The organism is Flagellimonas lutimaris, assembly GCF_051494225.1.
Classification (GTDB): Bacteria; Bacteroidota; Bacteroidia; order Flavobacteriales; family Flavobacteriaceae; genus Flagellimonas; species Flagellimonas lutimaris_A.
Genome location: NZ_JBNPYE010000009.1, coordinates 63,438 through 89,536 on the forward strand (window position 1 = coordinate 63,438; position 26,099 = coordinate 89,536).

26 protein-coding genes are annotated in these 26,099 nt (G+C 39.6%); 9 read left to right on the forward strand and 17 right to left on the reverse strand.

Translation table 11 applies throughout. The features are described 5' to 3' along the window. From yihA to ACQQ5U_RS15560, 3 genes are all read left to right on the forward strand, one after another. Positions 1 to 615, forward strand: a complete 615-nt coding sequence (yihA, locus tag ACQQ5U_RS15550) for a ribosome biogenesis GTP-binding protein YihA/YsxC (RefSeq protein ID WP_437398901.1) — start codon at positions 1 to 3, stop codon at positions 613 to 615. A 108-nt stretch (positions 616 to 723) separates the two neighbouring features. Beyond that, positions 724 to 1,452 (forward strand): pirin family protein, encoded by a 729-nt coding sequence (locus ACQQ5U_RS15555; protein ID WP_437398903.1) that lies wholly within the window; start codon positions 724 to 726, stop codon positions 1,450 to 1,452. A 122-nt stretch (positions 1,453 to 1,574) separates the two neighbouring features. After that, positions 1,575 to 2,075: a hypothetical protein gene (locus ACQQ5U_RS15560; protein ID WP_437398904.1), complete on the forward strand. Its 501-nt coding sequence runs from the start codon at positions 1,575 to 1,577 to the stop codon at positions 2,073 to 2,075. A 2-nt stretch (positions 2,076 to 2,077) separates the two neighbouring features. Here ACQQ5U_RS15560 and gldC read toward each other — a convergent pair whose 3' ends face one another. Both gldC and gldB read right to left on the reverse strand, forming a co-directional pair. Continuing rightward, on the reverse strand, positions 2,078 to 2,413 hold the full coding sequence (gldC, locus tag ACQQ5U_RS15565) for a gliding motility protein GldC (RefSeq protein ID WP_014033322.1): 336 nt from the start codon (positions 2,411 to 2,413) through the stop codon (positions 2,078 to 2,080). Continuing rightward, positions 2,414 to 3,403: a gliding motility lipoprotein GldB gene (gldB, locus tag ACQQ5U_RS15570; protein ID WP_437398906.1), complete on the reverse strand. Its 990-nt coding sequence runs from the start codon at positions 3,401 to 3,403 to the stop codon at positions 2,414 to 2,416. It lies immediately after the preceding gene. 66 nt (positions 3,404 to 3,469) lie between these two features. Here gldB and nadE point away from each other — a divergent pair, with 66 nt between their 5' ends. Both nadE and ACQQ5U_RS15580 read left to right on the forward strand, forming a co-directional pair. Beyond that, on the forward strand, positions 3,470 to 4,258 hold the full coding sequence (nadE, locus tag ACQQ5U_RS15575; RefSeq protein ID WP_437398908.1) for an NAD(+) synthase: 789 nt from the start codon (positions 3,470 to 3,472) through the stop codon (positions 4,256 to 4,258). A gap of 159 nt (positions 4,259 to 4,417) precedes the next feature. Further along, positions 4,418 to 5,047, forward strand: coding sequence for a response regulator (locus tag ACQQ5U_RS15580; RefSeq protein ID WP_437398910.1), 630 nt, complete (start codon positions 4,418 to 4,420; stop codon positions 5,045 to 5,047). Positions 5,048 to 5,115: 68 nt separating this feature from the next. Here the strand turns inward: ACQQ5U_RS15580 and dnaG are convergent, their stop codons facing one another. Next, the gene (gene dnaG / locus ACQQ5U_RS15585; protein ID WP_437398911.1) at positions 5,116 to 7,086 is read right to left on the reverse strand and encodes a DNA primase; all 1,971 of its coding nucleotides are present in this window, start codon (positions 7,084 to 7,086) and stop codon (positions 5,116 to 5,118) included. 134 nt (positions 7,087 to 7,220) lie between these two features. Between dnaG and ACQQ5U_RS15590 the strand changes: the two genes are divergently transcribed. From ACQQ5U_RS15590 to ACQQ5U_RS15600, 3 genes are all read left to right on the forward strand, one after another. After that, on the forward strand, positions 7,221 to 9,044 hold the full coding sequence (locus ACQQ5U_RS15590) for a Xaa-Pro dipeptidyl-peptidase (protein WP_437398913.1): 1,824 nt from the start codon (positions 7,221 to 7,223) through the stop codon (positions 9,042 to 9,044). 88 nt (positions 9,045 to 9,132) lie between these two features. Beyond that, positions 9,133 to 9,693 carry a flavodoxin domain-containing protein gene (locus ACQQ5U_RS15595; protein WP_437398915.1) on the forward strand — a complete coding sequence of 187 codons (561 nt, stop codon included), beginning with the start codon at positions 9,133 to 9,135 and terminating at the stop codon, positions 9,691 to 9,693. Further along, positions 9,680 to 9,982: a phosphoribosylpyrophosphate synthetase gene (locus tag ACQQ5U_RS15600; protein WP_437398917.1), complete on the forward strand. Its 303-nt coding sequence runs from the start codon at positions 9,680 to 9,682 to the stop codon at positions 9,980 to 9,982. The genes ACQQ5U_RS15595 and ACQQ5U_RS15600 overlap by 14 nt, the downstream gene beginning before the upstream one ends. Before the next feature lie 6 nt (positions 9,983 to 9,988). Here ACQQ5U_RS15600 and ACQQ5U_RS15605 read toward each other — a convergent pair whose 3' ends face one another. Beyond that, positions 9,989 to 10,618 carry a 2OG-Fe(II) oxygenase gene (locus ACQQ5U_RS15605; RefSeq protein WP_437398919.1) on the reverse strand — a complete coding sequence of 210 codons (630 nt, stop codon included), beginning with the start codon at positions 10,616 to 10,618 and terminating at the stop codon, positions 9,989 to 9,991. A gap of 107 nt (positions 10,619 to 10,725) precedes the next feature. On the opposite strand from ACQQ5U_RS15605, the gene ACQQ5U_RS15610 reads away from it, so the two are divergent. Beyond that, positions 10,726 to 10,968: a zinc-ribbon domain-containing protein gene (locus ACQQ5U_RS15610; protein WP_437398921.1), complete on the forward strand. Its 243-nt coding sequence runs from the start codon at positions 10,726 to 10,728 to the stop codon at positions 10,966 to 10,968. Between the two features lie 50 nt (positions 10,969 to 11,018). Here the strand turns inward: ACQQ5U_RS15610 and ACQQ5U_RS15615 are convergent, their stop codons facing one another. The 13 genes from ACQQ5U_RS15615 to rsgA all read right to left on the reverse strand — a co-directional run bounded on the left by ACQQ5U_RS15615 (position 11,019) and on the right by rsgA (position 26,044). Next, positions 11,019 to 12,089, reverse strand: a complete 1,071-nt coding sequence (locus ACQQ5U_RS15615; protein ID WP_437398923.1) for a coiled-coil domain-containing protein — start codon at positions 12,087 to 12,089, stop codon at positions 11,019 to 11,021. An 87-nt stretch (positions 12,090 to 12,176) separates the two neighbouring features. Then, complete coding sequence (locus ACQQ5U_RS15620) at positions 12,177 to 12,905, reverse strand: hypothetical protein (protein WP_437398924.1); 729 nt, start codon at positions 12,903 to 12,905, stop codon at positions 12,177 to 12,179. Positions 12,906 to 12,910: 5 nt separating this feature from the next. Continuing rightward, a complete protein-coding gene (locus ACQQ5U_RS15625; protein ID WP_437398926.1) occupies positions 12,911 to 13,486 on the reverse strand; it encodes an RNA polymerase sigma factor in 576 nt (191 codons plus the stop codon). Positions 13,487 to 13,595: 109 nt separating this feature from the next. Continuing rightward, positions 13,596 to 14,570: a polyprenyl synthetase family protein gene (locus ACQQ5U_RS15630; RefSeq protein WP_437398928.1), complete on the reverse strand. Its 975-nt coding sequence runs from the start codon at positions 14,568 to 14,570 to the stop codon at positions 13,596 to 13,598. Positions 14,571 to 14,771: 201 nt separating this feature from the next. After that, complete coding sequence (gene rlmN, locus ACQQ5U_RS15635) at positions 14,772 to 15,812, reverse strand: 23S rRNA (adenine(2503)-C(2))-methyltransferase RlmN (protein ID WP_437398929.1); 1,041 nt, start codon at positions 15,810 to 15,812, stop codon at positions 14,772 to 14,774. Positions 15,813 to 15,886: 74 nt separating this feature from the next. Beyond that, positions 15,887 to 16,936 carry a tRNA preQ1(34) S-adenosylmethionine ribosyltransferase-isomerase QueA gene (gene queA, locus ACQQ5U_RS15640; protein ID WP_437398931.1) on the reverse strand — a complete coding sequence of 350 codons (1,050 nt, stop codon included), beginning with the start codon at positions 16,934 to 16,936 and terminating at the stop codon, positions 15,887 to 15,889. An 87-nt stretch (positions 16,937 to 17,023) separates the two neighbouring features. Beyond that, positions 17,024 to 18,253: a 3-phosphoshikimate 1-carboxyvinyltransferase gene (locus ACQQ5U_RS15645; protein WP_437398933.1), complete on the reverse strand. Its 1,230-nt coding sequence runs from the start codon at positions 18,251 to 18,253 to the stop codon at positions 17,024 to 17,026. Between the two features lie 69 nt (positions 18,254 to 18,322). Further along, complete coding sequence (locus ACQQ5U_RS15650) at positions 18,323 to 18,649, reverse strand: nucleotide pyrophosphohydrolase (protein WP_437398935.1); 327 nt, start codon at positions 18,647 to 18,649, stop codon at positions 18,323 to 18,325. Positions 18,650 to 18,692: 43 nt separating this feature from the next. After that, complete coding sequence (locus tag ACQQ5U_RS15655; protein ID WP_437398936.1) at positions 18,693 to 20,654, reverse strand: DUF3857 domain-containing protein; 1,962 nt, start codon at positions 20,652 to 20,654, stop codon at positions 18,693 to 18,695. Between the two features lie 9 nt (positions 20,655 to 20,663). Then, positions 20,664 to 22,670, reverse strand: coding sequence for a transglutaminase domain-containing protein (locus ACQQ5U_RS15660; RefSeq protein ID WP_437398938.1), 2,007 nt, complete (start codon positions 22,668 to 22,670; stop codon positions 20,664 to 20,666). Between the two features lie 4 nt (positions 22,671 to 22,674). After that, entirely contained in the window at positions 22,675 to 24,570 is a 1,896-nt protein-coding gene (locus ACQQ5U_RS15665; protein WP_437398940.1) for a DUF3857 domain-containing protein, read from the reverse strand. Between the two features lie 82 nt (positions 24,571 to 24,652). After that, complete coding sequence (gene dtd / locus ACQQ5U_RS15670) at positions 24,653 to 25,105, reverse strand: D-aminoacyl-tRNA deacylase (protein WP_437398942.1); 453 nt, start codon at positions 25,103 to 25,105, stop codon at positions 24,653 to 24,655. After that, entirely contained in the window at positions 25,106 to 26,044 is a 939-nt protein-coding gene (gene rsgA / locus ACQQ5U_RS15675; protein WP_437398944.1) for a ribosome small subunit-dependent GTPase A, read from the reverse strand. It abuts the gene before it with no gap. Between the last annotated feature and the right edge of the window lie 55 nt (positions 26,045 to 26,099).

Genomic DNA, 26,099 nt, shown 5'->3' on the forward strand with positions numbered 1-26,099 from the left:
ATGAAAATCACCTCGGCAGAATTTGTAATGAGCAACACCAATGTTGCCAAATGCCCCAATGAACCACTACCGGAATACGCGTTTATCGGCAGGTCCAATGTGGGAAAATCATCCTTGATCAATATGTTGGTGGAGCGCAAGGCTTTGGCCAAAACTTCCGGTCGACCAGGAAAAACCCAGCTCATCAACCATTTTAAGATCAACAACAATTGGTTTTTGGTGGATTTGCCAGGATACGGCTATGCCCGAGTTTCTAAAAAGGACAAGAAAACGTTTCAAAAGTATATTACGGAGTATTTTCAAAAAAGAAAGCAGCTCGTTTGTGGTTTTGTTTTGGTGGATATTCGTCATGAGCCACAACCTGTTGACTTGGAATTTATGGAATGGCTGGGAACTAACCAGATTCCGTTTGCTATAATTTTCACCAAAGCCGATAAATTGAAACCTGCTGTTATCGAAAAACAAGCAAATGCCTATCTTCAAAAATTATTGGAAGGGGCTTGGGAAGAAGCTCCTCCGCATTTTACCACCTCATCCACCAACCGAATGGGCCGGGAGGAACTTTTGGAGTTTATTGATGGCATCAACCAGCAGTTTTTTAGCAGCAACAAATAAGTTATCACGCCCTATTCCCAATCAATCAAAAAAGGTAAGATTATGTTGATTTTCACGACCAATCCTACCTAAAAAATATTTTTTTCAACAGATATAAAGATTGATACAATGAAATCTGTATTGCACAAAGCCGCAACTCGTGGCCATGCCAACCATGGTTGGTTGAACTCACATCACACTTTTAGTTTTGCAGGCTATCACGACCCCGAGCGTATGCATTTTGGGGTTCTGCGGGTTCTTAATGATGACCAAGTGGCTCCAGGTCGAGGCTTTGGCACCCACCCACACGATAATATGGAAATTATCTCCATTCCTTTGGAAGGTGATTTGGAACATAAGGATAGTATGGGTAACACGACTACCATTAAGGAAGGAGATGCACAAGTGATGAGTGCAGGAACCGGTATTCAACATAGTGAATACAATAAAAACAGCGACCAAGAGGTAAAATTTCTGCAAATATGGGTTTTTCCAAACAAGCGAAATGTGGAACCCAGATATGACCAAATCTCCATTCGAGAGATTGAGAAAAAGAATGCTTTTTACCAAGTACTCTCCCCAAATCCTGAAGATGAAGGTGTTTGGGTGCATCAAGATGCTTGGTTCCATTTAGGAAAATTTAAAGCCGGTGTTACCGATACCTATAAGATTAAAAAAGAAGGTAATGGTGTCTACGCTTTTATCTTGGAGGGCGATGTGGAAATAAACGGGCAGAAACTAGAAAAAAGAGATGGATATGGTATGTGGGAAACAGATTCCTTCGATTTTAAATCCATTTCCAACAGCAGGGTTTTACTTATGGAGGTTCCAATGGGGCTCGACAAAATTGGAGGCTAAATTATAATACACAACATGCCCCAAATGGGGCATGTTTATTATCGCTTTACCACTTACCTTGATAGTTACGAGAAATTATAAGATGATTTTAGGTATTTTAGAAACTTAAAATTCATCTTTCTATGGCAAAAGACACATCAAACAAATTTACCCCTGGGGGATTTATCAAGGTTATTTCCTTTTTACATCTAGGAATTGCAGCTACCCCAATAGTCTTAGGCACTCTTTTTTACTTTAGAACCACCAATACCGAACTAAGTTTCACTAACTCCAACGATATGTTCTTGGCCATTGTTCCCGTTGTAGCCATAAGTAGTATTTTTCTGGGTGATTTTGTCTTCAAAAAAATAATCAAGGCCTTACCAAATAACATGACGCTAAGGGAAAAGCTAATGAAATACCAAACGGCCTCAATTATTAAATTTGCGTTACTGGAAGGAGCAGCCCTATTTAGCATTGTGATTTTTGGGAACACCCAAAATCTCACCTATTTGATTGTCGGCTTACTTTTGATTTTCTTTTTGTTCCTGCAGCGCCCCGCCAAACAAAAAATTGAGACCACCTTAAATCTTCGTGGAGAAGAAAAGGCAAAATTTGACCGTACAGACGAACCTTTGGATTAAGGCTATTTTTTCAGCTCTAGTTTTTCTGCGAAATAATCACAAAAGTCCTTCATGGTGGCAGTCATTTTTTCGTCCTGTGTAGCCTTGAAAAAGGTGTCGGCCATGGTCACCAAAGTTTGATGAAAAAATACTTTCATCTCGTCCACGGGCATATCCTTGGTCCAAAGATCTATTTTTAATGACTCCTGATTTTTACTGTCCCATACAGACAGCATCATCGCCTTGGCCTCTTCCTCATTAATTCCACCATCTTGTGCCGACCATTTCAATTCCTCAGGCACTCTATTTTCATCCAATCCAACCGTCAATGTTATCTCCGAAGTGTGTTCTACTGCCATTTATCTTTTTGGTTTGTAATTTGATTGTTTTAAAATTTCATCCGCTGGCATCCCCAACATCTGTTTTAAATCTATGTTGGTTTTCTCCATAAAGGCCCTTACAATTTGCCAACCCATATACCTTCCCAAACGTGGAGGTGATTCGTTGTCCAGTTCCAATCCGAATTTGGAAAAAGGTGCTGGGTCCAAGAACTTTCTATCCAATCCAGCATCCGTACTATAAAGCAATTCACGTTCCACAAAATATTTCCACATTTGTTCCTCATTGGCCTTGGCCCATTCCATTTCCTCTTCGGAATACCCGATCTTTTGGGCATCGGTAGCCGAGGGAATCAATTTATCTTTTAAGTAAAGTTCCTTACCATAATAAACCATTCGAGAAAGAAGGGTTCGGTTACGAGGATATGAAAGCACTTTTTTGGCAAAGGCACTTGCTACATCCGATGTTAAAAACTTTTCATCCAAAGATGCAGCAATGTATCGTTGCAAACCCTCATAAAAATGATGGTCTTCCCCTAAATAATTGTCTAGCCCAATCAACAAAAGTGAATCTGCCAAAATAATGCGATTATCATATCTCACATCTGAAGTAAGTGTTACCACATGGGGTGTTTCGGTTTCTGGAAAATAATATTGAATGTGTTTAAAAAGAGATTCCAACTCCGCGGATTCTTGATCAAAATCACCAAAAACTTTGGTAACCTCATCGGAAAGTTCAACTTGGAGGGTATCTGTCAATTTGGCCACCCAAACACTATCCGGAAACTGCTCAGGGAACAAATATGGGTACTTGGTCTTCAATTTAGGGATATCACTAGGAGTTGCATTGGCAAATTCCTGATCAAACCTTGAAATCCTTAAATCAATGGTAATTTTATCGATTTCCTCCTCTGTTTTATCAGTTTCCCCACAGGATGAAAGAAGCAAAACCATTATTAAAAGAAAACTTCTAAATACCGGAACACTAAAGTATTTGAACAACCGCTTCATTTTTAAGGACACAGGGTTTAAATTTACAGGGCACAAAGGTAATTTATAGAATCTAAATAGTAAGATATGCAAACAGAAAAGGTTATCACCCATATTGTTGATTGGTTAAAAGAGTATGCCGAAAATGCAAAATGCAAAGGTTTTGTAATTGGGGTCTCTGGCGGAATTGATTCTGCAGTGACGTCCACACTCTGTGCCAAAACTGGTTTAGACCTTTTGTGTTTGGAGATGCCTATTCACCAAGGTGAAAACCAAGTTACGCGCGCTGATAAACATATTGATTGGTTGATTGAAAACTTTCCAAATGTTTCCAGACAGCCTGTAAACTTAACTCCGGTGTTTGATAGCTTGGTCGATGCGTTCCCAAAAGTGGACAAGGAAGAAGAACGTTTTATGTCCTTAGCAAATACACGGGCCAGACTTCGAATGACCACCCTTTACTATTTTGCCGCTTTAAAGGGCTATCTAGTAGCTGGCACAGGAAACAAGGTAGAAGATTTTGGCATTGGTTTCTATACCAAATATGGTGATGGGGGTGTTGACCTTAGCCCTATTGCCGACCTTTTAAAAACAGAAGTTTATGAGCTAGGAAAGGTCCTTGGTGTAAATCAAGATATTATGGAAGCGGCGCCAACTGATGGGCTTTGGGGCGATAGCCGAACGGACGAGGATCAAATCGGAGCCTCTTACCCTGAATTGGAATGGGCCATGGAAATGGATGATAATGGAAAAACCGCAGATGACTTTTCCGGCAGGCAAAAAGAAATATTTTCAATCTTTAAAAGATACAATAGTGCCAACAAACATAAGATGATTCCTATTCCTATTTGTGTGATTCCTGACAACCTAAAATAACTGTTTATCCCGAAAAACCCAGCTTAAGACGAAAAAAACCATAGAAAAACTATGGTTTTAAGAAAAAAGTTACAGTTTTACATTATTAAATTGTTATCTTGCCCGCTATGTATTGTAGGTAATTAGCCACTAACCAATTATTAAATTAAACCTAATCCAATGATAAAAGTATTGATAGCTGACAACCATCCTATTGTTAGGCTTGGCATTAGACAGGTACTTGAATCGAGCTCAGACATTGAAGTCATAGCAGATGTTTCAACTACCAAAGAGCTTTTTAATACATTGAAAACCGTAACCCCCGATGTAGTAATATTAGAGATGGATATTCCTGAAATTAATGGAATAGCTACCCTAAGAAAAATGAAGTTGGAATTTCCCGACATTAAGACCTTAATGTACAGTGGTCAGTCCGAAGATGTTTATGCCTTGAGCACAATTCGTGCCGGCGCTTTTGGCTACCTATCCAAAACTGCCGACTTAGAATATATTATTTCTGCGGTAAAAAAAGTAAGCGAAGGCAATATGTTCATAACAAACGAACTTGCCCAACGCCTTGCCTTTGATGAAAGCACCCAAAAACCTAGAAGGTTCTTTAGAAAACTTTCTTCCAGAGAGGTCGAAGTACTCAAACTTTTGGCCAGTGGAAAAAGAAACAAAGAGGTTGCAGAAGGATTAAACCTAAACGAAAAAACAGTAAGTACATACAAAGCCCGTTTAATGAAGAAGTTGAACGTGGATAATTTGGTGGACTTACTGCAACAAGCAAAAGCCCTGGAACTATATTAGAAATACCCAACCAAACCAACTATTGTGGAAACCCCTTTCAATTAAAATTGAAAGGGGTTTTATATTTTTCAGGAAAGTACCCGATTCAATTTAGCATTCAACAATTTATTAAGCTGAAGGTAATTCACGATCTCCTCCAAAACCTCCGTATTGTCCTGACTGTCCTGAGTCCTTTGTTGGAGTTTATCAATTCTGTTTTTAATCAAATTGCAACGCAAAGTGAGTATGGTCTCCCCAACCAATTGGGCCACTCCTGTTTTTTTCTCCTTTGGATAGATATCTCGGCGTTCCCAATCGTGCAAAACGTATTGTTCTTCTTCCATTAAAATGGAAGACACCTCGGAAACAATTTCTTGGTCCAATTCGGATAAAAATGTACTCACGGAGAAGTCAGCATCCTCGTTAAGCCTTTCAATCAATTTATAATAAATGGTCTTAAACTGCTCGTTGGTAAGCTCAATTTCATCATCTTGAAGATCTAAGTATACTTTTTCATAAACTTTAGCCTCTACAATTTCGGGTTCGAGCACCAGTTCTCCATCTTCATTTTCTTTAAGCACTAAATCTTCAAACTCTTGCTTTTGATTGCCGTAAAGTAAGAGCACCTCAATAATCTTGCGTTCCAGCTCATATTGAACATCAACCTTCTCAACCACAGCATCATTCTTGACTACTTCGAAGGCCTTTTGTTCTTGCTTTACCTTTTTAGCAATATCTGTTTGATATTTTTTATCAATCTGAGCCAAGGTATTGTAAAGCACCTCTTCGGAAATTTGCATAATCTTTGCACATTCCTGAACATAGATTTCCTGCTGAATACGATCTGGTATCTTACTGATGCTATTCACAATATCTCTTACCGTATCAGCACGTTTTATGGGATCGTTGGCCGCCTCTTTGGCCAACAAAGATGTTTTGAACTGTATAAAGTCCTTGGCATTTTCTTGGAGATATGAGACGATATCCTCGTAGGTATTGTTTTTGGCAAAACTATCAGGGTCTTCACCTTCGGGAAAGGTGCAAATCTTGACATTCATACCCTGTTCCAAAATAAGGTCGATACCGCGTAATGATGCACGCAACCCTGCTGCGTCACCATCAAACAAAACCGTAATATTTTTGGTAAGCCTGTTAATGAGTCGAATCTGCTCTGGGGTCAGCGCAGTTCCACTGGAGGACACTACATTCTCCACCCCTCGCTGGTACATCTGGATGACATCGGTATAGCCTTCCACCAAAAAGCAATTATCTTCTTTGGCTATGGCCTGTTTCGCGTAATAGATGCCATAAAGCACTTTGCTCTTGTGGTAAATCTCGCTTTCGGGGGAGTTTAAATATTTGGCAGCTTTTTTGTCATTGGTCAATATACGTCCACCAAAACCAAGAACTCGACCACTCATAGAATGTATGGGGAACATAACCCTTCCCTTGAACCTATCGAATTTTCGGCTTTCGCCACCAGCCTGCTCCTTAACAATGGTAAGCCCCGTTTTTTCCAAAAACTCCATTTGGTATCCTTTGTCCAATGCAGCTTTTGTAAAAGCCTCCCATTCGTCCAAACTATACCCTAGACCAAACTTTTTAATGGTCTCGTCGGTAAACCCGCGTTCTTTAAAGTAGCTCAGCCCAATGGCTTTGCCAGGTTCGGTCTCCCATAGGGTCTCTGTAAAATATTTTTGGGCATACTCAGAGACCAGATACATACTTTCCCGCTCATTGGCCTCTTCTTTTTGTTCATCCGTCTGCTCGGTCTCCTCTACCTCAATATTGTATTTCTTGGCCAGATATTTAATTGCCTCTGGATAGGTAAAGTGTTCATGCTCCATCAAAAAAGCCACAACGTTCCCTCCTTTTCCACTACTAAAATCCTTCCAAATCTGTTTCACGGGAGACACCATAAAGCTCGGTGTACGCTCATCGGTAAATGGACTAAGTCCCTTAAAATTGGAACCTGATTTCTTCAACTGAACAAAATCACCGATTACCTCCTCCAAACGGGCGGTTTCATATACTTGGTCTATGGTAGTTTTTGAAATCAAGATGTTGCGTTAAAATAGCTGTTAAAGGTAAATAAAAACAAAGTTTTAGTGAATTCAAAAACCAAATCCCTGTTTAAGATTTAGTATATTGGGAACACTGATTTAAAGAATGTAAGAATACAAAAAATGATTCTATGATAAAGAGAGAACCAAAAAGTTATTGGGCATTAGCTACATTTCTGATTTTCTTTGTTTTAGTAGCCAAAGGTCAAATGCCCGAAAAGGCCGGCCCTGTTATAGAAAATGGTGAAGCGCAAGTAGTTGAGTCTTTTTCCGACCCTAGCCAATGGATACGCCATGATCTTTGGGTGGAAACGGAATTTGATTCTGATGGTGATGGTGAATTAGATAGGATGCATGTAGATGTTACCCGTCCTGAACAAACAGAATCAGAAGGCCTGAAACTTCCAGTAATTTATGAATCCAGTCCGTACTATGCAGGAACCGCCGGTTTGGGGAAAGGTATATTTTGGGATGTACAGCATGAACTTGGTGAATCTGGTAAACCAAGAAAACACCCCAGCGTTACTCGTGTCGGAGAGCGCCCCATAATATCAAACTCACAGGTAAGGACATGGGTTCCCAGAGGCTATATTGCGGTCCACTCTTCCTCTCCCGGTACAGGACTTTCCGATGGAGCTCCAACCGTTGGTGGCGACAACGAATCCTTGGCCCCAAAAGCTGTTATAGATTGGCTCAATGGAAGAGCCAAAGGATACACAGAGCGCGACGGTGATAAAGAAGTAAAGGCCTATTGGTCCACAGGTAAAGTAGGGATGACGGGCACCTCATATAACGGAACCATTCCACTTGCTGCTGCAACTACTGGAGTTGATGGTCTAGAAGCCATAATACCCATTGCCCCGAACACCTCCTATTATCATTATTACCGCTCCAATGGCCTTGTGCGTTCACCAGGCGGTTATTTGGGAGAAGATATTGATGTGCTCTACGATTTTATCCATAGTGGTGATGAATCCAAAAGGGCTAGAAACAATAAAGTTGTTCGCGATACCGAAATGAAAAACGGACAAGACCGTATTACTGGGGACTATAATGACTTTTGGGCCGGAAGGGATTATTTGAACGATATGAAACCCATGAAAGCAGCTCTTTTGATGTCCCACGGCTTCAATGATTGGAATGTGATGCCCGAACACAGCTACCGTATCTATAAAAAAGCCAAAGAAATGGGATTGCCAACACAGATTTTCTACCATCAGAACGGGCACGGTGGGCCACCTCCCCTATCCATGATGAACAGATGGTTTACACGATACCTATACGGTGTGGAAAATGGTGTGGAAAATGAGCCAAAAGCGTGGATAGTTCGGGAAAACGACAAAAAAGACAACCCTACTCCTTACGAGGATTATCCCAATCCAAATGCAAAGGATGTTCAGCTTTATCTAAGCTCAGGAGCTCCCGCTAAAGGACAATTGACGACGAGTAAACCTAAAAAGCAAGGAACCGAGACTTTAGTAGACAATTATTCCTTTTCGGGTTCCAGTTTAGCAAAAGCTGAGACCACAGAACACCGACTTCTTTATACTACGGCTCCTTTAAAAGAGGACGTTCATATATCGGGAGTGGCAAAAATCAAGATTAAGCTCGCCAGCAGTAAGCCAGCGGCAAATTTATCCGTTTGGTTGGTATCCCTACCTTGGACGGAAGCCTTAAATTCCAAGATTACCGATAATATTATTACCCGTGGATGGGCAGACCCTCAAAATCATAGTTCATTAACAGAAAGCGAACCTTTGGTTCCCAATAAATTTTATGAAATGGAATTTGAATTGATGCCCGATGATCAAATTATTCCAAAAGGACAACAAATCGGATTGATGATTTTTTCTAGTGATAAAGAATTCACCCTTTGGCCAAAACCAGGAACTGAATTGACGGTTGATTTGGATGGGACACAATTAATTCTGCCAGTAGTTGGTGGCAAATTATGATTTACTATCAGGTCAACTGACTAAAATCATATAAAATACAATTAAAATTAAGTGTCTTTAGGGTAGTTTAATCAATATCTCAAGCGACATGAAAGTTTTAATTATTTACGGCACATCTGAAGGTCAAACCCATAAAATCTCAAGGTTCATGGAGCATATTCTTCAACAAGATGGTCATTGGGTCACCATTGCAAACGCAGCCGAAACACCTCCCTCACCTAAAGAATTTGATGCGATACTCATTGGAAGCTCTATTCATTTGCACAAATACAAAAGCTCCATCAAAACATATATAAAGGAAAACTTGGTGTCCTTGAATGAAAAATTCACTGGGTTTTTCTCCGTGAGTCTCGCTATAGCTTCCTTTAATGAAGAAGAGCATGAAGAGGTTAAGGAGATCACCAAATTATTTTTAACCAAGACAAATTGGAATCCTGACCACATTTATTATATGGCGGGTGCCTTAAAATTTACAAAATATGATTATCTTAAAAAGATGGCGATGTGCAGCATTGCAAAAAAAGAAAGACCTGGCGAGGAGATAGATATTAATTCGGATTACGAATATACGGACTGGAAAAAGGTTGAAGCTCAAACGCTGAACTTCGCCAAAAGTTTACAAAAATTAAAATTACATGGACAAACATAGTTTCACAACACTTTCGGAAGCGGTTAACACATTGACATCGGAAGGTTATAAAGAAGATTTTGAGGCGGGAGAAAGTAGCATCACTGCCCTATATTCCAAAAAAGAATTTGCCCCTAGTGATTTAAAAATTATTGGGACTTATCGTTTTGAGGGAGAGACCAATCCAAGCGATCAAGCTACTGTTTTTGCTCTAGAGGCATCTGATGGCACCAAAGGCACCATGGTCATGTCGTACAGTTCCCAGCATGGTCAAAATGTGGAATTGATACGTCAAATTCCAAATGCTTAGGGTAAGCTAGCCAAAAAACTTACCCATGGCCGAAGGTTGGTACAACAGCCAACCAGTGAGGCTAAATCTACTTTTGTGCGCTTGCAGCACGGCATGGGGCACTTCTGCACTTTTGAACAGTACACAACGAGCGGCCAAAGGTTCTACAAGAAAACTTGACCCATCTTTTTCAAAAATCTCCAGCTCCCCACCATCGCCCGTGTGCCAATCATCGTTTAAATAAATGATCATGGAAATCATTCGGTTGTTCCGTTTTTCGAACTGATCTAAATGTTTATCGTAATGCCCTCCAAACGGGTAGTGGGCCAAATGAAACTCGAAACCCGATAAACTGAGATAGCAATATCGGTTAAAGATATGCATGGTCTCGTCCAAAAGGTTCCAATACGTTTCCAATTCGGCATCTCGCCGCCTGTCCAACCAATAGGTAAAATCGCCCCGTATTCTGTCATCAATCTGATTATTGGAATGGGCGCCGATACCCGCTTCTTTAAAATTGGGTAATTTTCCCAGAAAAAAAGATTTGATTTCAGTATATAGTTCGTCCCGAAGAAAATGGTCAATAACTACATAATCCTTACTGGAGATGTCATCCATCCAGGACAACCAATCCTCCAAACCGTGATAGGCGTTCAATGCATCATAAATGTGGGCGAATGTAGGTAATATTTAAAAACGAAAATCATTTTTTTTATTCACCCCCTGAAAGCGCTAACTTTGAGGACAATTAATAGTAATTTTAAATGATACTCTTTTTTGGAACAAGACCAGGTAAAAAGGAAACCAAAGTACTTACCCATGTTACCTGCCCTTACTGCAATCAAACAGGTACGTTGACCGCAGTGGCCCAACCCAACTATGCCCATTTGTTCTGGATTCCTCTTTTTACCATCAACAATATTCGCTATGCGGAATGTTCGCATTGCAAAAAAGTATACCACAAAGAAGATTTCACCCCCGAAATGAAACGGGCTTTATCAGTATAAAAAACGGTCAGGAAAATCCCTGACCGTATGTTTCAAGGTTCGAAAAATGATTAAATATCGAACCGAAGGCCCAGTGATATATTGTTTTGTTTTACATCCGCATCTTTAAAAATTGGATTTAGGTCATATTTTAAATACAGTAGCACGCCATCAAATCCCATATATCCACTCACCCCATAAATTAGATCACTGCTGTTATAGTCTCGCTTGAGTTTATCCTTAACATTCTCTCCATCGCGGTTGTACTTTAATTTTTGACGCGTACCCAGATTGAATCCACCATACCCGCCAAAACCTAATCTGAATTGATCTCTTATGGAATAACGCATGCTACGTTCGGATTTTCGCAAACGGGATGGACCCACTTCAAAGTGAACTGGGAAGACAAGGTTGTCCATTCTAAACTTGGATTTATCCAAATCGTATTCAAATTCTTCCAATACAGTTTGGTCACCATTTTGAACGAAAATTTGATTATCATCTGGTTTTAGCCCATTGAATTGAAATGAAAACCCGTAATTAAAACGTAGCCAATTGGAATTATTAAAAACTCTGGTTCGCCATTGCCAACCCATTTCAAAAAAACGACTACCTCCTATTTTATAAGGTGAATCGGAGAGCGACTGACCTTCGATCAAAGCATTATTTAAACCTATTGCCATCACAAAATCGGAATAGGTGCGTCTATCATATTTTATCTTTCTTTTCCTATGGTTGGAATTAAAGGTAATCGCAGGTTTGCCATCAATGAGCAGACCTATTCGCATTCTATCACCATAAATGGTGTCTATTTCGGATAATGTAAGCACATCTCCCTTATTGCGTTCCAACAAGGCAATCCTATTCTCGATTATGGCCACTCGGTTTTCAATATTCAAAGCTCTTTGTTTCGCAACTTCTTCTTTTAAGATTTTAGCTTCATTCTCGGAGATATCTCCTTTCTCCAACCGTTTGTTGATATCCCGCACCTCAAACTTTAAGGCATCTTTCTCTTGCTCAATAATGCGCTGCTTTTCAATTTTCAACGCCTCGATTTTCTTTTGATAGCCCTCTTGCCCGAACATAGTTTGAGAAACCAAGAACAAGAATAAAACTGCTGAATAAAATGTAATTGTTTTCATGATTGATTTTTAGATTATAAACCTCCCTCCTTCCCGCCCGTGTAGGACAGGAAGTTTTTGAAGGTTTGACTTGATTGATGAATAATTTTATTGATTTCGGTCTGCCACCGCCGTACGAAGTTTAAGATAACCCGTTTTCAAGGCATCAAAAATTTGATCCCGGAACGATTCGTCCATCTCATCCTCCACTTCGGCCAACAAGGACATTGCGTCCACGGAACCACTTTTGGAGAATAACTTATCGGTTAAAATTTGCCGTTGCGCTGCTCGTAAAAGTGAATCTATTTCGGCATCGGAAACATCTTCCTGTGCATTTTCCATTAGTTCTACCTGTGCTACTACTTCATCCACTTTTTGGGCAATAAGCTCATCTGAATTTATAATGACCTCATCTTGCAATGGCTGCAATACCTCTTGCTCGGCAACTGCTGTGTTGGAAATAGGTGGTTCTGGACTTAATTCTTCGTTTATTTCTGCTGGCACAATAGATTTAGATTTTGTCTCAGTAATCACGGTTTGCTCTTCTGGTACAATCTCCTTCAGAACTTCATCCTCAGTTTGGGTTTCAGCTTCCTTTTTAGTTTCGGTTTCCACTACCTGTATTTGTTCCACTTTAGGATCATCCTTTGTAAAAAAGAAAACCGACACCAATACAATGCCAGCAACACTTGCGGCTATAGCGTATGGGAACCAGGTATTCTTTTTTCTTGGTAACGGTTGCTTCACCTGAGATGCGATTTTGTCCCAAGCATTTGCTGATGGGGCAATGTTTCGCTCCTCCAACTTCTCCTTGATATGTTTTTCCAGTTTATCCATACCCTCTATTTTTTGTTCACCGATCTTGATTTTGGCGACATTCCTTTTAAACTTAAATTCTCTTGAAGCATTTTTCTGGCCTTGAACAATTGAGATTTTGAGGTTCCTTCGGAAATTTCCAACATTTCCGCAATCTCTTTATGTCCATACCCTTCCATGGTATTAAGCAAAAAAACTGCTTTGTACCCTTCGGGCAGTTCATCAATTAGGTGCTGTACATATTCTACATCCAAAAGACCCTCATTTGTTGGTGAAATCTGTTCGTTCACCGTAACAGCATCATCATCGTAAACCACAAACTGCCTTTTGCGCAGGTACGAAATACTTTCCCTAACCATAATGGTTCTGATCCAACCTTCAAAGCTTCCTTTATTTTGAAAAGAACTTAGATGATTAAAAACCTTTACAAAGCCATGGATCATAACATCCTCGGCAAAATGAAGGTCTTTGACGTATTGTCTGCACACCCCCAACATTTTGGGCGAAAACTTATCGTACAACAACTTCTGAGCCTGTTGGTCTCCTTTAATCGATTTTTTGATCAATTGTTTTTCGTTGCTATGTAGCTCGATGATCTTCAAAAGTTTGGTTTATATAAGTGCTTCTATTTTAATAGACGGGATAAAAACACGAAGAGTTGCCTGAAAACAAAAATTTTCAGTATCTAATTAATATTCAGATTTTTGAATTTTACTTTTTACGATCCACCACGTAGTTGACCATAAGCGTGAGGGCACTTTTGTATTCAGAATCGGGATAATTGTCCAAAATTGCCAAAGCTTCATCCTTGAACTCCAACATTTTGATTACAGCATAATCCAAGCCACCTTTTTCCTTTACGTACTCAATGACCTCTTTTACCCGTTTTCTGTTCTTATTGTGTTTTTTGATGGAATTGATCAACCACTTCTTCTTTTCCTTGTCGCTATGGTTCAACACGTAAATCAAAGGAAGTGTCATTTTTTGTTCTTTGATATCGATCCCCGTAGGTTTTCCTATTTTCTCGGCACCGTAGTCAAAAAGGTCATCTTTTATTTGAAAGGCCATTCCACAAAGTTCACCAAACTTTCTAAAAGCTTCCACTTCCTCCGAATCAGGTCGAACTGAGCAAGCTCCCATACTGCAACAAGCGGCTATCAAGGTTGCGGTTTTCTGACGGATGATATCGTAGTATACATCTTCCGTAATATCCAACAATCGTGCTTTTTCTATTTGAAGTAATTCCCCTTCGCTCATATCCCTAACCGCATTGGAAATAATATGAAGAAGGTCGTAATCCTTATTTTCCAAGGAAACCAATAGGCCTTTGGAAAAAAGGAAGTCACCCACTAAAACTGCAATCTTATTTTTCCATAAAGCATTGATAGAGAAAAAGCCCCGGCGCTTGTTACTATCGTCGACCACATCATCGTGCACCAAGCTCGCGGTATGGATCAACTCAATGATGGAAGCTCCGGTATAAGTACGTTCATTAACCCCACCATTCAATAATTTGGCGGTCAAAAATACGAACATGGGCCGCATTTGCTTGCCTTTTCTGTTTACTATGTAAAAGGTAATTCTATTGAACAATGCTACCTTGGAAGACATGGATTTGAGGAATTTTTCCTCAAAAAGCTGCATCTCATTTTCAATGGGTTCCCTTATCTGCGAAACGATTTTCAACGTAACGGTGTGGTGTTTGGTTTTGAATCCCTAAAAGTAGGGAAAATGCAAGAGTTGTTGGAATGAAATCGAAGTTTTAAGATACAGTTCTAAAAGTATCGATGATTTGCAGGGGTATTGGGTAAAGTTTGATGGATGAAAGAAAAAAGGGGGAAAGGTTTTATCGTAATATTGTTTACTGCTAATTCGATATTGAAAAGTCTAGCTTTTGTTCGCTAGCTGTCCACAGGCGGCATCAATATCCTTGCCTCGAGACCTACGCACAGTTACCGTGATGCCGTTTCGCTCAAGGGTTTTTTGGTACATTTCCACCGCTTTGTTCGATGCCTGCTGAAACTCACCGTCATCAATAGGGTTGTACTCGATAATATTGACTTTGGAAGGTGCAAACTTGCAAAACTTGACCAAGGCATCAACTGCCTCTTGGGTATCGTTTATTCCTTTCCAAACTACATATTCGTAAGTAATTCTGTTTTTTGTCTTACTGTACCAATATTCCAAAGCTTCCCTTAAATCTTTCAATGGGAATGTGGAATTAAAGGGCATTATCGAAGTACGCACCTCATCAATGGCCGAATGTAGAGAAACGGCCAAACCGAACTTTACTTCTTCGTCCGCCATTTTTCTAATCATTTTGGGCACACCGGAGGTAGAGACCACAATCCGTTTGGGAGACATGCCCAATCCTTCGGGTGATGTTATCTTGTCGATGGCCTTCAAGACATTGTTGTAGTTCATCAAAGGTTCGCCCATACCCATAAAAACAATATTGCTCAAGGGTCGGTCGAAATACAAACGGCTTTCATTGTCAATGGCCACTACTTGGTCATAAATTTCATCAGGATTCAAGTTTCGCATACGCTTTAACCTAGCGGTGGCGCAAAATCTGCAATCCAGACTACAGCCTACTTGACTGGACACACAGGCGGTGGTCCGGGTTTCTGTCGGAATCAATACAGATTCGACAATCAACCCATCATGCAAGCGAACAGCATTTTTAATGGTGCCATCGGAACTGCGCTGCATCTGGTCCACCCGAATATGATTGATAACAAAGTTGTCTTCCATCATTTGTCGGGTTTCCTTGGAAATATTGGTCATGGCATCAAAATCGTGGGCAGATTTCTGCCATAACCATTCATACACTTGGTTGCCACGAAATGCCTTGTCTCCCTGCTCCACAAAAAATTGTCGAAGCTGTTCCTTTGTCAATGCCCGTATGTCCTTTTTTTTGATTTCCACCACTTAAAGATAAACAAGAAAAAATCCCGCTGGCCATAAAGCGAACGGGATTTCTCTTCTATGAAATTTTGTTTTTACAGAATCAACATGGCATCCCCGTAGGAATAAAAGCGGTAGCCTTCCAAAATGGCCTGCTTATATGCTTTTTTGATCAGGTCGTGACCTGCAAATGCAGAGACCATCATCAACAAAGTTGATTTTGGTAAGTGAAAGTTCGTAATCATACAATTCGCAATACTGAACTCGTATGGAGGAAAAATGAACTTATTGGTCCATCCCTCGAACGTATTTAATGTATGTTCGGATGATACCGCACTCTCCAATCCACGCATTACCGTAGTACCCACTGCACAAACTTTTCTTTTGTTTGTTTTGGCGTTGTTTACGATTTCTGTTGCTTTTTCATCGATTACCAACTCTTCGCTGTCCATTTTGTGTTTGGACAAATCTTCTACCTCCACCGGGTTAAAGGTTCCCAAACCAACATGCAAAGTCACTTCGGCAAAATCAATTCCTTTGATTTCCAAACGCTTCAATAAATGCTTGGAAAAATGCAACCCTGCTGTTGGAGCCGCTACAGCACCTTCATGCTTGGCATAAATAGTCTGGTAACGTTCTTCGTCATCTGCGGTAACCTCTCTTTTGATATATTTTGGAAGTGGAGTTTCTCCCAATTCCCTAAGTTTTCTTCTAAAATCGGTGTACGAACCATCATAAAGAAAACGCAATGTTCTTCCTCTTGATGTAGTGTTGTCGATAACCTCGGCCACCAAGCTCTCATCTTCACCAAAATATAATTTGTTACCAATACGGATCTTTCTTGCTGGATCAACCAATACATCCCAAAGACGTTGTTCCTGATTAAGCTCCCTTAGCAAGAAAACTTCGATTCTAGCTCCGGTTTTTTCCTTGTTACCAAAAAGTCTTGCAGGAAACACCTTGGTATTGTTCAAGACCATTACATCGTCTTCTTCAAAGTAATCAACTAGGTCTTTGAACATTTTATGTTCAATTTTTCCAGTATCCCTATGAATCACCATAAGTTTGGATTCGTCCCTGTGTTCCGCAGGATATTCTGCCAATAATTCCTTAGGCAATTCAAAATTGAAGTTCGATAATTTCATGTGGGCTTTTTTTCGATTTTTTTAAAGAATGGCAAATATACAACCTCGCGATAGCGGATGTCAAGTAAATTGATGATTAAATGTGGTTTACAGTTCTTCGATGCCGAATCCGAGGTTTTTTAGGTCGTTCCAAAAATCGGGATAGGACTTGGAAACCACCTCTGCATCATTGACCACAAAATCTGCTTTAAGTGCCAAGGGGCCAAAGGCCATCGCCATTCTATGATCGTTGTAAGTGTCGACAGACACTTCACTATTAAGATTTGATTGCGACTGAAAGGTCAAGCTTTCGGAATCGATGTCCACCGTAGCTCCAAACTTACCAAGTTCGGTCTGTAATGCAGCTAAACGATCCGTTTCTTTAATGGGCAAAGTATGTAAACCTGTTAAGTGACATCCAATCCCCAATCCTAAACAAGTAACAGCCATGGTCTGTGCAATATCGGGAGCATTGGAAAGATCGTATTCTAAATGTTCCGATTTGATTTCAGTTGTTTTTTTAAGAAGTATGGTGTTGTTGGAAAACGTGGTTTCCACTCCAAAATCCTTATAGATTTCTGCCAAAACACTATCGCCTTGCAAGGAACTTTGTTTGTAAGACGAGAGTTGAATCTCCGTGCCAACTTCGCACATGGCGACAATACTATAAAAATAACTGGCCGAACTCCAATCAGATTCCACGACCAAGGTGGTGTCCTCTACCGTTTCTTTTGGAGACACTTTAATTATGTTCCCTTCAAAAGAGGTTTGCACACCGATTTGTTCCAACAGCGCCAAGGTCATTTTTATATAGGGAACTGATGTGATTTTCCCGATCAATTCCAATTCCAAGCCATTTTCCAAGCTTGGTGCAATCAATAATAAAGCTGATATATACTGGCTACTTATGTTAGCTGGAAGCGAGACTTGGTTTTTTTTCAATTTTTTCCCTGTGATTTTCAGTGGCGGGTAACCTACTTCTTTTTCATATTGAATGTCGGCACCTAGAAATTGGAGGGCTTCCACCAGTACTTTTATGGGGCGTTCCTGCATCCGTTGGGATCCAGTAAGCACCACTTGTTTTCCTTCTTGCGAAGCAAAATAAGCCGTTAAAAACCGCATGGCCGTACCAGCATGATGAATATCCACCTTTCCTGTTGATTTTGCCAATCCTTTTTGCATCACCTCCCCATCATCAGAATTGGAAAGATTTTCAATTATGATGTTTGGAAAAAGTGCCTGCAATAACAAAGACCTGTTTGTCTCGCTTTTAGAGCCTGTTATGGCAATAGTTTTTTGAACTTTTTTATCGAGAGGTGCGGAAAGTTGGAGTTTCAATTCGTTACAGTTTGAATGAATTGTCAAAACTAGAAAAAACGGCCCTAAAGTCCCTTTACATGGACAACTTTATTTGAGCTTTTTGTTATTTTGATGACGGTCGTGGTCGCGTTTGGTCTTGATATCCAATTTTTTATCAAACGCATCTTGAAGATTTATTCCTGTTTGATTGGCCAAACAGAGCACTACAAATACCACGTCGGCGAGCTCTTCGCCCAAATCCTTGGCCTTATCGGATTCTTTTTCGCTCTGTTCGCCATAACGTCTTGCAATTATACGAGCTACCTCCCCTACCTCTTCGGTTAGTTGGGCCATATTGGTGAGTTCGTTAAAGTAGCGAACCCCGTGGTTCTTTATCCATTCGTCAACGGCTTGTTGTGCATTTTCTATGTTCACCTTGCAAGTATTAAATTTATATACAAATGTAAGGACAACTTGCTTATTCCTTTTCCAGAACCAGATAAGTTTGGTTTTGGGTGGTCACGGCATTGTCAAAAAACTCTTTCACAAAATGATAACCCTCACTTGTGTACTGTGTGTATCTAAGTTGAAAGGAAAAAACTACCATAACGTCGCCTTGCATTTCGATTGTATTAAAACGCATTACCCCGCTTCCATCAGGTAGGGCTAAATTTATGGGCTCTGGCAATTCTTTGATTTTGTATCCCTCGGGCAATTCAATTTTGGCCATATAGTTGAACTTTCTGAGGTAACCAAAATCAACCGGATAGTTTCTTGTTTCCGCTTTAAATGGATTGTCTTTAAAATAACGTATCAAAAATGGATTGAAATAAATTGTTGCTGTGGGTTCAAGTTCCTCCATTTCAAATGAGAAACGCTCAACCAAACTTTTCTCGTTTGATTGTTCTTTCACAATTTCATAATCTTCAATGTAAAAGCCATCAGTATTATTTTTCTCCATCTCCTCCAAATATTCTTCTTCGGATACAGATGCCAATTGGCTTCTTTTAAAATAAGCATCGTACCCCTTGGAAACCTCATCAATGATTCCGTTGGCCAAACCATTTTCAGGATCTAATTTTACTTGAACCCTTATAGCCCTGCTATTTAATTTCTCCGGGGAAATATCATACCAATAGCTATCGCCATCTAAATCCATTACTCGGCCATAATAGTTTAAACATCGATAAGGCAACATACCGAAAGGCAATTGCTTATCGGTAGCATCCAACAAATATGTGGTCCCATCAATCTCTAATTTGGCAACAACATAATTAAAGTCGGACATTACAGGGTGCGTCTTTTTGGGCAGACCATGTTTACGGGTTGATAATACCATCAAATCTGTATCAATTCCAGAAGCATTCAACAAATTGATCAGTGTGATGTTTATTTCGGCAACATTTCCAACTCCTTCGTCAAAGGCTTTTTTCACCTTATTATCCCTAAATATTCCAAACTTACCGTTCCATGTATAATGGAGTTTCACAAAGTTGTATAGGTTTTTGGCCTTGGTAAGGTCATCCTCCTTTCCAGAAATGATCTCCAGGGGGACATTCCTTTCAAAATAATTCTTCTTGCGTAGCTGCCCTCCAATATCGTCATCGGTTCTAAATTCTTTATCCACATCCTTCCAGGACTTCGTAAACTTTTGTACAAGTCCATTGAACCCCTGATATTCTGAAAGCTCAAACTCCAATCGTGACCTATAATTGGATGGCGCCAACATGTATTCTTCATCATTTTTGAAGGCGGGCACGTCTTTCATAGCGTATTTCAGAACTTCACAATCCGCTTGACCTCCAATTCCCAGAACACTAAAGCAGTCTGCTTTTATAGAAGCCTCGTTCACATCCAAAGAAAATTCACCTAATAGAGATCTGTTGTACTTGTAATTTCCTGGAATCTGGGCATTGTACTCAGTATATATTTTTGGAATATTTTCTTGAAACTCCCAACCATTGAGGTTGTAAAAAAACGGGGATTGTATTTCATAAGCATACTCCAATACTGACCCTTCTTGTACATTGGGAAATGTAAATCTTTTTTCCGACCACCTTTCATTGACCTCTACATCATAAATTGTGCTCTGAAGGATATTATATTTAAGCCCGTCTGTGTGCGTAATGCCTACAATATCATTTACTCTTTCCGTTTTACTATCGGAATGATAATATGGAATGGTAATATCTGCTTCCGAAAAACCCTCCTTGTCCAATACTTTTATCCTAGCATGATACTTTGTAATCAGCCTAACATACCCTCTTCGTACCTCAAAGTAGTTTTCACCTTTCTCATACAGATAAACAGCATGGGCGGTGGTATCCTTTTCATACGTTTTAAAACCAGATTCAAAACTGGACAGTTGTCCAAAGTTAACTTTTTGCCCAAAGACCGAAACACATTGAAGCAAAACCAAAAGCGTCATTATTTTTTTCATGCCCTCCCTCTATGATTTAGACAGAATTATTTTTTCTGATTCCTTTTCAATTATGTGACGGTAAAACTCTTTGAGGTCGGCATAATAATGTGCTGGGATTAAAGGGCTGTTCAGTACCGTTTCCACTCTTGCACTTATTACATCATGACTAGCCGAAATATTAAACCTAAACTGACCCAGATTCTCTGGCAACGCAACGGCAATAGGTTCAGGAATAGATTCAATTACATACCCTGCCGGTATATTGATTGAAATTATATACTTGTCCTGCCATGGATAGCCATAATCAATAGGAAATTCCCTCTTCTCCATTTTAAAGGGGTTTTCCCTGGTAGTTAGATGAAATAATGGAGAGATATAGAGTTTACCCCCAATATTCTCATAACCTCCTTCTTTTTCAAATTCATATGACTGTATTACAGGTTTAAAGGCATTTTCAGCATTCTTTAAATCAAAGTTTGAAATTTCTAAATCAATGTATTTTTTTTCCAGTTCATCCAAATAGGAATCTTCGGAACCGCTGGTATAGTTGTTTCTAAAAGCAAAGGCGTTGTTAGCTGTATATTGCTGCCTATATTTTCCTTTGATAGACCCATCTTCATTCAAATCCACAACCATCATAATGGCATCCAAGGATTTGGTTTTCGGCATTAGGTTTACCTGACTGGAACTACCATCATCACGAATCAATCTACCAAACCAATTTAAAGCACGCATTGGTAAAATATCCGGAATGGCATTTTTATCCGTGGCATCAAACAACACAAAATCATTTTGAGTTTGAAGTCCGGCAACCACGTAGTTAAATCCATTCCTTGTTGGAAAAATTGGTATTCCATGTGATCGGGTACTTACCAAAACGGGATTTGCATCGAGACCGGCATATCGGAACATCGATGTAAGCATTAAATTGATTTCGGCTACATTACCAACACCTTCTTTATATGCTTTTCTAACACCTTGACTACATCCAACACCAGTATACCCATCCCAGTTCATTTTAGATTTTACATACTGAAAAATGGCAATTGCCTTTTCAGTATCCGTCGACAAACTTGATATCAACTGATCCACCTCATCATCAAAATAGTTGTCTTTGTTCAATTCATTTCCAAAATCATCATAATCGTATATAGACTTGGCAACATCTTCCCAAGTCAAACTATAATTTTTATATGGGCTATTGGGAAATCGAGTTGATGCCAATTCGAATTTCATGGATGTCCTAAAATTGTTGATATTGCTCGTATACTTTTCATCCAGCAAAGCTGGAATATTGGACGCTGCAATGTTGTATACATTTTCAGAAAAATCCAAGGAACCTGTTTTCCGTGTAGTCTTGGCAAGCCTTCCCGATTCATCCGGGCTTCTATAGGAAACACTCATGGACCGGTTTTTCTTTGACTGATCAAAATTTATGGGGTGCGTACCTCTACCGTATTTTTTGAAGATAAAGTACTCCGGAATATCCAAACGCGCCTCTACTTGATCCACTGGGATATCGTACTGGAACTTAAACTCATCAATATGCCAATAAATAGGAGAGGTTATCTTGTACTCGATATCCAAAACACTTCCTTCCCGCACCTCAGGCATTGTTATGGAGGCTTTGTTTCTATATTTATTTACTTCTTCAATAAATACACCGTCATTTTTGAGCTTCTGGCTGACCACTTTTCCATTCTCCATGTTGAAAGTATATCCTTTGATGGCACCTATATCCTCCTTATCGCTACTGGCGACGTAGAGTGGTACTTGTAAAGTTGCCCAATCGAAACCCTCCTTCTTATATATCTTGATACGATAATGTACTTCTCTGACCTGAGACCATCCTGTTTCATATTGGTAATTAAATCGCACCCATTCTTTTTTATAAAGTATGGCGGCGTTGGCCTCCGGGTATGTGACATGTTGTTTGGCAGCTACTTCATCCTTGGAAACTTTTCCAAATTTAAAATCGCTTGCATAGCCAATCTGAACCACTATAAGGAACAGAAGAATAAGTTTTGGTTTCATTTTTTTAAAGTTTGCTTAGTATAATTTTTGCGTTGTCGCTGCGAGCCACTTTCTTTCGAAATTCACGATAGAGATTGTAGTCCTCTTTGGAGTATGAACCCGATTTAATCAGTAATTTTCTTTTGTACTTCAGTATGCCAGGTTCCACTATATGTAGGGCAGTTTCGTAGACACCAAATTTATTCTCAATATTTATTGGTTTTAGAAGGTCTTCCGGTTCAAACCTATCGGGCAAATAAATCAAATATTCGTCCTCATCCATATACCCTCTGGAAATTACCATATCTTTCTTTCGATTTCTAACGCGGGAAGGAACCATCAAATTTCTATTGAAAACATTGAGGGGAAGAATCAATTTTTCATTGGCTGCAGAGAGGTAATTTGTTGCCTTAATATCAATTTTTTCGATAAACTCAATACTTTTTTTATTGTTTTCAAAAGACATATTTTCCAAACTCAAGTTGTTGATGTAGCTCCAATATTCCTTATAAAAATCTTCCTGTTCTTTTCTGGACTTGTCTTTTAGCCAATATTTTTGATCGTATTGGGTCCCTGAAGATGTAATTGTTGCCTTTCCTGTAATGCTACCATCCCCCTCAATCGTATATTCCCCGGCTATTTTTTGGTAATTGTCCTCATCTGGATTTGCCCTAGTTTTGACAAGTTGCCCGCCTTCGGGGGTCACTTTTAATACATTCCGATTATCGGTGAACATCCCTAAATGGTTCATCGGGGTGGTTTGACTTGTGCACTCTAACCAGATATCTTCCCCATTAATGGGAACATTAAGAAATACGTGATTGCCTTGCATGGATGCAAAGTCACCATCCAATCCCCTTACTTGACTACCACCATAAACGACCGTATAATAAGACTCAATACCCACAGCATTCAACAATGCCATGGTATAATTCGTTAATCCCTTACAATCTCCATATTTTACCCTATCCACATCTTTAGCACTAATAGGCATCCATCCACCAATACCCAATTGAACACTTATGTATCGGGTGTTTTCCTGTACGTACTTATAAATTATTCCGATTTTCTCTAAGGGGTCAGATACACCTTTCACCAAATTTTTAACATATTGTATGGTGCCATCGTCCAAATCATCCCTTCCTTGAAGAAGTTTATCGTTCATCCATTTACCAAGTTCTTGCCATGATGTGGCTTTGCCATCCACACCTTCCAGATGGAATTCATTCAAGGCGATTTTTACCTGAGGGGCAAAATCCCTAAAAGCTGGTGACAACGGTTCACGTTCCAATGCCTTTAAATTTTTAGCTTTATAGCCTATACCTTGGGGGGTTTCTTCGATTTCTATTTGATATGGTCCAAAATTCTCCTCTTTATGCCTAAAAGGTATGCCACATTCTACCGTAAAGGAGAACTCGCTCCTTTCTGTTCCAACCTTGTAATCATCCAAGAACATCCAATTGGGAGCAAATGCAGTATTCGGTGTGGAATACTCCTTAGTAAATTCGACTGTATACGGATATTGGTTTGGTGTATACCTCATTACCAAAACCCTTGAATCCGAGTAAAGGGTGCCTCCGCCAATGGCACTTTGGTCCACGAAATCCTTTTTCTTGATTTTTTTGATTTCTTCGCCCTGGGCATTATAAATTATTGCTTCAATAGCTGATACTTTGTCCTTTTTCTCATAGAAAGCATAGGCTTGTACATGTTCATTTCCGTCTTCATTGAACACGGTAACAACTCTTTTGCTATTCACCTCCATCTCGTCTTTGGATCTTATAACAACATCCATTTTGTCCAAGCGCACCACGGCATCTGCATTTTGGCGAACTTCCTTAGGAATGTTGTTTATATTATAGTCTTGAGAAAATAAAAAGTGGAAGGATAAGCTAAGTAGGAAAAAAAAATAGAATCGCATTTATGTTTAGAAATTGGTAATTTAGGTAACGGTAAAGTGGTTAATTTCCTACAATAAAGATATTTTTTTCGACAAAAAACAATTATTCTTTGTTTTTTGTGTCAATTAAAATGGTCACAGGGCCATCATTTAGGAGTTCCACCTTCATATCGGCACCAAAAATTCCAGTGCCCACTTTTTTACCCATTTTTTGTTCCAGAACCTCAACAAATGCTTCATACATGGGAATGGCAACATCAGGTTTCGCCGCTTTAATGTACGACGGGCGATTTCCTTTTTTGGTCTGGGCGTGCAATGTAAATTGACTGACCACAATAATATCACCTTCAATATCCAATACAGAGCGATTCATCACATCGTTTTCATCATTGAAGATACGTAGGTTCATTATTTTATTCGCAAGCCAATCAATGTCATCTTTGTTATCGGCATCCTCAATGCCCAACAATACCAACAGTCCATTTCCAATGGATGAGATCACTTTGCCATCAACGGTAACACTTGCTTTTGAAACTCTTTGTAATACTGTTCTCATTTATCTTTCCCTATACGGATTGTCTTCGTCGCCTGTTATCATTTGAACATAGCTGCGATAGCGGCTTGCCGCAATCTCATTAGTTTCCAAAGCTTCTTTTATTGCACATTTAGGCTCATCCAAATGAAGACAATTATGGAACTTACATTCCGATTTCAACTTGAAAAATTCAGGAAAATAATTGCCTATTTCTTGTTTTTCCATATCAACAATGCCAAATCCCTTTATCCCAGGAGTATCAATGATTCGAGCATCAAAAGAAAGGTCGTACATTTCCGCAAAGGTGGTAGTATGCTGCCCTTGCAGATGTTGCTCGGAAATTTCGGCCGTTTTCAACTTCAGTCCTGGTTCCAAGGCATTGACCAAGGTTGATTTTCCAACTCCGGAATGTCCGGCAAACATGCTAATGTTACCGAGCATCAATTCCTTTACTTTATCGACATTTATACCTTGTTTGGCTTCAATTTGGATGCAATTGTAGCCTATTTTAGTATACAGGTCAATCAGATAATCAACCTCAAACTTTTCCTCTTCACTATAAATATCCATCTTATTAAAAAGAAGCACAACGGGAATTTCATAAGCTTCGGCCGTAACCAAAAATCGATCTATAAAACTGGTAAAAGTGGGCGGATTGTTCAAAGTGACCAACAGAAAAACCTGATCTAAGTTTGCGGCTATGATATGGGTTTGTTTGGAAAGCTTTACCGACTTGCGCACTATATAATTTTTGCGTTCGCCTATTTCTGTAATTATACCGACCGTCTCATCACCAATGGTTTCCAAATCGAAACCCACATGGTCTCCAACAGCCACTGGATTGGTACTTTTAATCCCTTGTGTTCGGAACTTTCCTTTAATACGGCATTCGTAAAAATCTCCCTCGTCAGATTTTACCGTATACCAACTCCCCGTTGATTTATAAACCGTTCCGTTCACTATTTGTTTATATTTTGACTACAAAGAAACAATATTACTTCTTTTTCGTCGTATA